The organism is Arthrobacter sp. Bi26, from assembly GCF_918697925.1.
GTDB lineage: Bacteria > Actinomycetota > Actinomycetes > Actinomycetales > Micrococcaceae > Arthrobacter.
This window is the reverse complement of record NZ_CAKKMF010000067.1, coordinates 20,405-27,895: the sequence shown is the minus strand read 5'-3', so window position 1 is coordinate 27,895 and position 7,491 is coordinate 20,405. Positions and strand designations below refer to the sequence as shown.

Annotated in this window: 6 protein-coding genes; all 6 read right to left on the bottom strand. The window is 67.7% G+C overall.

The window, feature by feature from the left end; translation table 11 throughout:
• Nucleotides 1–198 (bottom strand): hypothetical protein (locus LQV16_RS16790; protein ID WP_229995034.1); only part of this gene is annotated, 198 nt, incomplete at its 3' end.
• On the bottom strand, nucleotides 195–992 hold the full coding sequence (locus LQV16_RS16785) for a CDP-alcohol phosphatidyltransferase family protein (RefSeq protein WP_229995033.1): 798 nt from the start codon (nucleotides 990–992) through the stop codon (nucleotides 195–197). The genes LQV16_RS16790 and LQV16_RS16785, both read right to left, overlap by 4 nt.
• Nucleotides 989–2,161, bottom strand: a complete 1,173-nt coding sequence (locus LQV16_RS16780; RefSeq protein ID WP_229995036.1) for a DUF1972 domain-containing protein — start codon at nucleotides 2,159–2,161, stop codon at nucleotides 989–991. Before LQV16_RS16780 ends, LQV16_RS16785 begins: the two co-directional genes overlap by 4 nt.
• A gap of 5 nt (nucleotides 2,162–2,166) precedes the next feature.
• The gene (locus tag LQV16_RS16775; protein WP_229995032.1) at nucleotides 2,167–2,628 is read right to left on the bottom strand and encodes an adenylyltransferase/cytidyltransferase family protein; all 462 of its coding nucleotides are present in this window, start codon (nucleotides 2,626–2,628) and stop codon (nucleotides 2,167–2,169) included.
• A 72-nt stretch (nucleotides 2,629–2,700) separates the two neighbouring features.
• The gene (locus LQV16_RS16770; RefSeq protein WP_229995031.1) at nucleotides 2,701–4,290 is read right to left on the bottom strand and encodes a sugar transferase; all 1,590 of its coding nucleotides are present in this window, start codon (nucleotides 4,288–4,290) and stop codon (nucleotides 2,701–2,703) included.
• A gap of 541 nt (nucleotides 4,291–4,831) precedes the next feature.
• Entirely contained in the window at nucleotides 4,832–7,471 is a 2,640-nt protein-coding gene (locus LQV16_RS16765) for a LuxR C-terminal-related transcriptional regulator (protein ID WP_229995030.1), read from the bottom strand.
• Nucleotides 7,472–7,491 lie beyond the last annotated feature (20 nt).

Here is a 7,491-nt window from a genome sequence, read left to right as displayed (position 1 = left end):
GTGGGCGGGGGCGCCGGCCGTGCTGTCCGGCCGGGCCTCCGGCGCCGCAGCGTTCCCGGCGGAATAGTTAAGCCCTGACGCCCACGCGACGCCGCCAATAGCCAGGAGCGCGGAGACTCCGAGCGACGTCGCCACCAGGCGCGTGCGGCGGCTGGTCATCCGGGGCTTGTCCGCGGGGGTGTTGGCCTGCTTGTTCATGGCCGGTCTCCCTTCGTGACGGGCTGCTCTGCCGGACGGGATATCGGCTGGACGGCGGAGAGTTCACGGAACCACTTCACTGACGCGAGCACGAGGAACCCGGCTGTGGCGGCGAAGATCAGCGTGTAGACGGTAAGGAAGACGGGCAGCACGCCGTAGCTGATGAAGGACAGACAGAGGACGCCGTAGTCCATCGGGATCACCAGCAGCGAACGGATCCAGGACCGCCCGCCGGGGTCCGCCACGGACACCCGTCCGCTTTGGCGCCGGAGTTGTTCGGTGAGGATCATGCCGAAGAACAGGACGGCGGACACGATTGCCGCACCCAGGGGAACCACGAGCCACCACCGGTCCACGGCGCCAAAGCGATAGAGTCCGACGGCGAGCGCGAGCGGCATTGTGGAGGTCTTCACGGCGTCGACCATGTGGTCCAGCCATTCCCCCGCGGGCGACCCGCCGCCCCGCATCCTGGCCACCTGGCCGTCGGCCGAATCACAGGCGTAGCCGACCACGAGGCACAGCGCCACACCGATGCCCAGCGCGCCGGAGGGCGGGAAGATCATCAGCAGGGCGATCCCGGCGAAGGTGAAGGCCGCGCTGATGACTGTCACCGCGTTCGGGCCCAGCCCTGCCTGCATCGCGGCCGCAGCCAGGAGCCGTCCCAGCCGGCGGTTGATGTAGCGCGAATACGCCGGTGCGCTGCGCGCGGCGGTTTTCTGCCCCACCGACAGGGCCCTCACGGTGTCCCAATAGCCGGCGGCGGCACTCTCCACGTGCGAATCGATGGCAGTCACTGGCCCGCTCCTAAGATTTGCTGGGCCGAGGCCGGGGCTGAAGGCCGCCGGTAGGCGCCGCGGGCCGAATGCGCCCGCAGGCGGGCGAGGTCATGGCAGAGCTCCTCATAGCCGTCGGTGACCAGGTCCCAGTTGTAGCGGTGCGCGATCAGCCGCGCTTGTTCTCCCCGCGCGGTCACATCGGAGCCGGGGCGCTCGGCGTCCGCGACCAGCCCGGCTACATCCTCTGGATCCGAAAAGTATCGGCCGGAGCTTTCCAGGACCTCACGATTGAAGCCGACGTCGAACGCGTTGGTGGCCGTTCCCGAGCCGATGGCCCGCAGAAGCGAGGGGTTCGTTCCGCCGACCGAGTGGCCATGCCAGTACACGAGTGCGTTGGCGTACAGCTGGTCCAGCAGTTCCTGGTCCCAGATCCCGCCGACGAAGCGGACCCTGGCGTCGGCCAGGGCGTGGACGGCGCTCGTGTAGCGGTTCGAATACGGCGCTGAACCCACGACGAGGAGCGGCAGCTGCGACCCGCTGCGGACGAACCCGTCCACAATCATGTGGACGTGGTTCTCCGGCTCGAAGCGGGCCACCACCAGGTGGTATGCCTGCGGTTTGAGGTCCAGTTGCCCGAGCTTGTCCGCGTTGCCCTCGGCCAGCAGCGGTGCGCCGTACGCGAGGTAAACGGTGTCGGCGTCGAATTTCTGCCGGTAGTAGGTCTGGATCCCGACGGCGTCGGCGATCAGCGCATCCGAGAGCTTAACGGCGAGCCGTTCCACGGCGAGGTAGTACTTCCGGCCGCCTTGGCCCCACTTGGCGCGTTTCCATTCCAGCCCGTCGACGTGGGTGGCCACCGGGATGCCCACCGTCCGGAAAACCGGCAGGTAGGGTGCGTTGGCGGCGTTGAAGAGGATTGCCGCATCCGGCCGGTGCCGGAGCAGATGGGCGACCGACAGTCCGGTGTGGCTCAATGTCTCCAGGGACCGTTTGCGCATCGCCGGGAGGTGCACCAGTTCCATGCCCAGGTGCTCGGAGGGCTTGTCCGTGCCGTCCCCCGTGTCGCGGCAGTAGACGGTGATGCGGTGGCCGCGCTGCACCAGGCGCTGGCCGATTTCCTCGATGGCGGTTTCGAAGCCGCCGTAGCGGGCCGGGACACCACGCGTCCCCACCATGGCGACGTGCAGGCCGCTCACCGCCTCGCTCCTTGCCTGAGCTGCGACGGCGAGGCGGACTGGTTGATCAGTTCCAGGGCCGTGCGCAGGGCCGAACTGGAGGTGTGCACGGTGTACGGGAAGTAGATGACCTCGACGCCGACGGCGCCAAAGGCCGCCTGCAGCCGGTCGCCTTTCGCTGTGCCCCTCCAGTCGTCGCCCTTGAAGAAGACGTTGAAACGCAGTTCCTCCCAGACCTGGAGCTTGTCCGGGACAACTTCGGCGAAGACCTTGTCCACGTAGCCGATGCTGGCGACGATTTCCATCCTCTCGGCGAGGGGGACCAGAGGCAGCCTGCCCTTGACCTGCCCCAGGATTTCGTCGGCCACGACCCCGGCAATCAGGTAGTCGCATTGGCTCTTGGCGTGCTTGAGGATGTTCAGGTGCCCGATGTGGAACAGGTCAAAAGCCCCCGGGGCATATCCAATTTTGAGACCCATTGTGTTCTGCTGCCTTCCCGTTTGACGCCGGCCCAGTACCGGTGTGTAGTGCGAATAATGCGAATAGTGCGTTTAGTAGGCCCCCACCGGATGAAGAATGACTCTGAGCGTTCGCCAGAGGATCATGATGTCGCCGGTCAGTGACCAGTTCTCCACGTAGTAGAGGTCCCAGCGGATGCTCTCGTCCCAGCCCAGAGTGGACCGTCCGTTGATTTGCCACAGACCCGTAATGCCTGGCTTGATCAGGAGCCGCCGGCTCACATCCCCCTCGTAGCCCGCGACTTCACCGGGCAGCGGCGGCCGTGGCCCCACCAGGCTCATGTCGCCCTTGAGGACGTTCCAGAACTGCGGCAGCTCGTCGAGCGAATACTTCCTGAGCCAGTGACCGCAGGTAGTGATCCGGGGATCGTTCTTGAGCTTGAAAAGCAGCCCCGCCGCCTCGTTGCGGTCCTGCAGCGCTGCCAGGTCCTGTTCCGCGGTGGTGACCATGGAGCGGAATTTGATCATCTTGAACCGCTCGCCATTGCGTCCCACCCGTTCCTGGCGGAAGAACACCGGCCCTTTGCTGTCGCGGACGATGATCCAGGCCAGGGCGCAAAGCACGGGTGAGAGGATCAGCAGGGCCGCCGCTGATGCCACGATGTCCACGAGCCGTTTGAGCGTGTGCTTGCCGCCGGTGAACCGCGGCAGTTCCACGTGCATGAGGGGCAGGCCTTCGACGGGCCGCCAGTGGATCCTGGGACCTGCGACGTCGGTCAGGCTCGAGGCCAGGACGAGGCCTGCCCGGGTGCCTTCCAGGGCCCACCCCAGCTGCCGGATGGACCGGGTGCCGCCCTGGAGCGGTCCGGCCACCACCACGGCGTTGGCCCCTGTTTCTATGACCTTTCCTGCAACCGAGTCGACGTCGCACAGTACAGGAACCCGTTCGGCGGAAATTTTCAGGTGGTTCTCGGTGTAGCCGGCCGGCAAGGCGGCCCCCACGACTTCGTAGGCGGCCCCGGAAACTTTTCCGAACTGCCGGATCACGTATTCGACGTCCGCGGGTTCCCCCACGACGATCACTTTGGAAAGGTAGTGGCCAAAGAGCCTCTGCCGGTTCAGCCAGGCCCGCCATTGCCAGCGGTTGACTAACAGCAGCAGGGCACCGGCCGGAAGTGCGAGGGCGAAGTGGCTGCGGACCACATCGATTCCCAGGAGGATGACCATGATCGCGATGCCGCCGAACACGCTCAGGGTCGCGTCAAGGACCCGTTTGTATTCCTCGGAGCCGATTCCCAAGACTGTCTCTTCGCGGGTGCGGTGCACTTCAAGCGCCAGGACCCAGACCAGGAGGATGGCAAGGCTCGCGACCAAGTACGAGCCGCTGTCCACGCCGCGGGACAGAATGGGCTCGCCTAAGTCGAGGCGGAAAGCGTAGGCGGCCGCGACGGCGATCGCCACAATGGCGGTGTCCGTGAGCCGGAGCCAGCGACGATAGCGTTTGGCCCAGGACTTCCCTGAGTCGACACCAGCGGCGGCTGGGTCGTCGTGGCCCACGGCCGGGGCGGCGGTCCAAGGCTGGCCAAGCGAACCGGCGCTCGTGGCCAGCACTGGCGCTGGCCGGCCGGTCAAACGGCTCCCCGGCGACCGGTACCCCCTGCGGCGCTCATCGACGGCGCTCATTTCGGGTCCGCGCTTTTCGTCGGCGCGGGCCCGCGAACAGACCGGTTAAGGGAGCCGGCGGCGGCTGGGGGGAGAGCCTCGGTCTCAGAAGGCTCTGACGCCGCCGGCTCCGACCTTGGCGCACGGTTGCCGGTTGCGGCACCGTACGATTCCAATGAAGGAGTTCGGTGAAGGGAGGTTAGGACACGACCACCTCTAATGGTGGCAGTGGCTGCCTCAGCAAGCAAGATGGTTTGAGGGACCAAACTTCCCTGCAGGTCATACCCGCGGTCAATTACCGCCCTGAAGTTCCTCATTTTGAGACCTTTGTGAGTTGTTCGTGGGACTGACTTAAGTCAAGCCCCGGGACCGGATCTGCACACGAGTAGCGTTTACCCGACTTCTGTCGGCGCGCTTGCGACAGCACTACTTGGGGATACTCCCGCCGGTCCCCCGGGCCACCCGGGCTGTACGCAGCCGCCGCCGCTGCCGGTCAGTAGTTCCGGAGCGCAGGGTTCAGGTTGGGGGTTCGAGGTTCAGGTGTCAGGTTCGGGATTCGAGTTCACGGTTCGGGGTTCAGGGAGCTGTAGCCCAGCAGGTCCGCGCGCCGGCCGACACCGAGTTTGGCGAAGATCCGTGACAGGTGCCCCTCCACGGTCCGCTGCGATACGCAGAGCGCCGAGGCGATCTCGGCGTTCGTGGCGCCGCGGGAGACAAGATCCAAGACCTCGGCTTCGCGGCCGGTCAGCGCTGCGTCGTGATCGCTGTGGACGATCTCCAGCTGCGCCGACATGCCGGCCTCAACGAGCCGGTGATGGACCCTGCGCTGGACCGCGGTGAGCCTCCACCGGTCCGGGTCATCTGCCAGGATCCGTTCGGCCTGCTGGGCGGCTTCAAGGGCCAGGAGCCCGTGCCCGCCGCCGAGCGCGTCGTCGCTGATGCCAATGAGGTCGGCAGCGTCCGACGCCGATACCGCCAGCGCGTAGGATTCCAGCAGGCGCGCCTCCGGGCCGTCCACTGCCCGGCTGCTCAGGGCCAGGGCCTCGGCCTCGGCCTCGGAGACGTCGCCACCGCGGATCGCGAGCCGCCTGATGTCGGTTTCAACGCCCCGCAGGCCCTCGTGCAGTGCCTCGTCCGCCAGCAGTGCCAGGGCCGATGCGCCGCCCTGGTCCGGGGCGCCCTCGGGCTCTGCCGCCCGACAATACGCCTCCGCCAGCAGGCGAAGGGTTTTGGGCTCCCGGTAGACCGAAAGCCGGAAAGCCAGGCAATGCTGGCTGGCCTCGTAATGCCGTCCGACGGCGGCAGCCGCGTAGGCTGCCACGGCGTGTGCAAACGGCAGCAGGTTCAAGGGGTCGGCGATGGCAAGTTCCTCCACGCCCAGCCGCACTTCGGTCAGGCATTCGCGCATCCTGCCCTGGCGCAGCCTCGAGTATCCCCGCATGAGGTGGAGCATGCCGCCGCTGTACAGCAGCCGTCCCGGCTCGCGGGCCGCGTAGTCGTCGAGGACCCGGCCGAGCCCGTCCCAGTCACCGGCCCGGATCAGGTTCAGGCAGTGGCGCACCACAAGGTCCTCGAACACCAGCGGAAGCCCCAGGCTCCCGCTGCGGGCGCCGTTCCATGCTTCCCCGTCCAGGCGCAGGCCGGTCCGCAGCTGGCCCTGCGCGGTCAGTAGTTCGGCGAGGAGAGAAATTGCCGGGACGCGGATTTCGGGAGGGGTTCCGGTGGTCTCGACCAAGTCGCGCAGCCCGGTTCCGACGGCCGTGAACCTGCCGTCCCACGTGCGGCCCAGGAGCTCTGCGGCCAGTCCAGCAGCGGCGGCGCCGCCCTCCAGCTGCTCCTCCGGGGCACGTCCGGGACCGTGCGTGGAAGTCACGGCATCCCGGGCCAGCGTCGCGGCCCCGAGCCGGGCGGCGAGCAGGGCAGCCAGATAGGACGGCCGTCCGGGCCGCACCGGCCGCGCCGACTCCAGGCACACCACAGCGGCCTGCGGGCGCCCGGCAATGAAGTGGGAATAGGCGAGCTGGATGCGGGCCTCGGAGAGGAAACGGGGGTCCCTTATGGCGCCGGCGGCGCGTGCAGCTGTCGCGGGATCCAGGGCCGTGTTCGCGCCGACAGCGGCGCGGAGCAGCTGGACAGGAGGGATCTCCACGCCGCAGTCCAGGGACCAGCGCAGCCGGTTCAGATCCGCTCCCGGCACTGAGGCACGTTCTGAGGGAAGCGACAGCACGCTCGAGCGCAGGGCGGAACTGCGGCCGGCCGGGACCCGGTGGCGGATGATCTCGCCAACTATCGGGCTGGCGGGCCGGACGAGCCGGTCGTGCCCGGCGGAGACGGCGATTATTCCGGCCGTGTCGAGCGCATCAACGGCTTTGGGCCCGCTGATCCGCAGGATCTGGGCCAGGGAGAGTGGTCCTGCCAGGGCCACGATTGTGGCTGCGGTCTTTTCTTCCGGCGTCATGGAGCGCAGCTGCCGGTCAACGACGTCGGCGGCCGGAACCCGGGCCATGTCGGGGTTCGCCAGGAGGAACCATACTCCGTGCCGGCAGCCCAGTGCGCCTGTGGTGCGGGCATGCTGGATCAGGGACATCAGCATGAGCGGGTTCCCGTCGGCGGCGTCATGAAACACCGCGCTGACCCACGGCGAGACGTCGGCCCGCAGGACCTGTTCGCACAGCTGGTGGGTTCCAGTCCGGCTGAGCGGGGCAAGATCGAACTTGGCAATAATTCCGTCGTCCCACAGGGAGAGGAACTCTTCCGGGATCATCGGCCCGGGCAGGCAGGTCGCCAGGATGCCCGCTGCGCCGGTGGCTGCGGCCTGCGCGAGTTGCCGGACGGTCCCGTGGTCGAGGCAATGCGCGTCGTCGACGACGAACAGAGGGCGGTCCGCCTCAGCTCTGAGGCTGCCGGCCATTGCCTCCACGACGGCGGCATAGGAGTCGAGTTCCCGGTCGGGAAGCCCGGACAGATACGGTGCCAGTGCGCCAAAGGGAACGGCGGCCAGGGCCGGGGTGGCCGTCAGCCGGATCACGTGGCTGCGGGGCCCGAGTTCGCGGAGGGCGGCCTTGACGACGGCGGTCTTGCCCGTCCCTGCCCCGCCGACGACGATCGCACCTGAGCGGGTGTCGTCGCGCAGGCAACGCACCAGATCCTTGAGCAGTGTTGACCGCTCGATCAGCGGGGCGGTCTCAGCCAGGCTTTCCATTGCCGGTTCTTCCTGCCGCC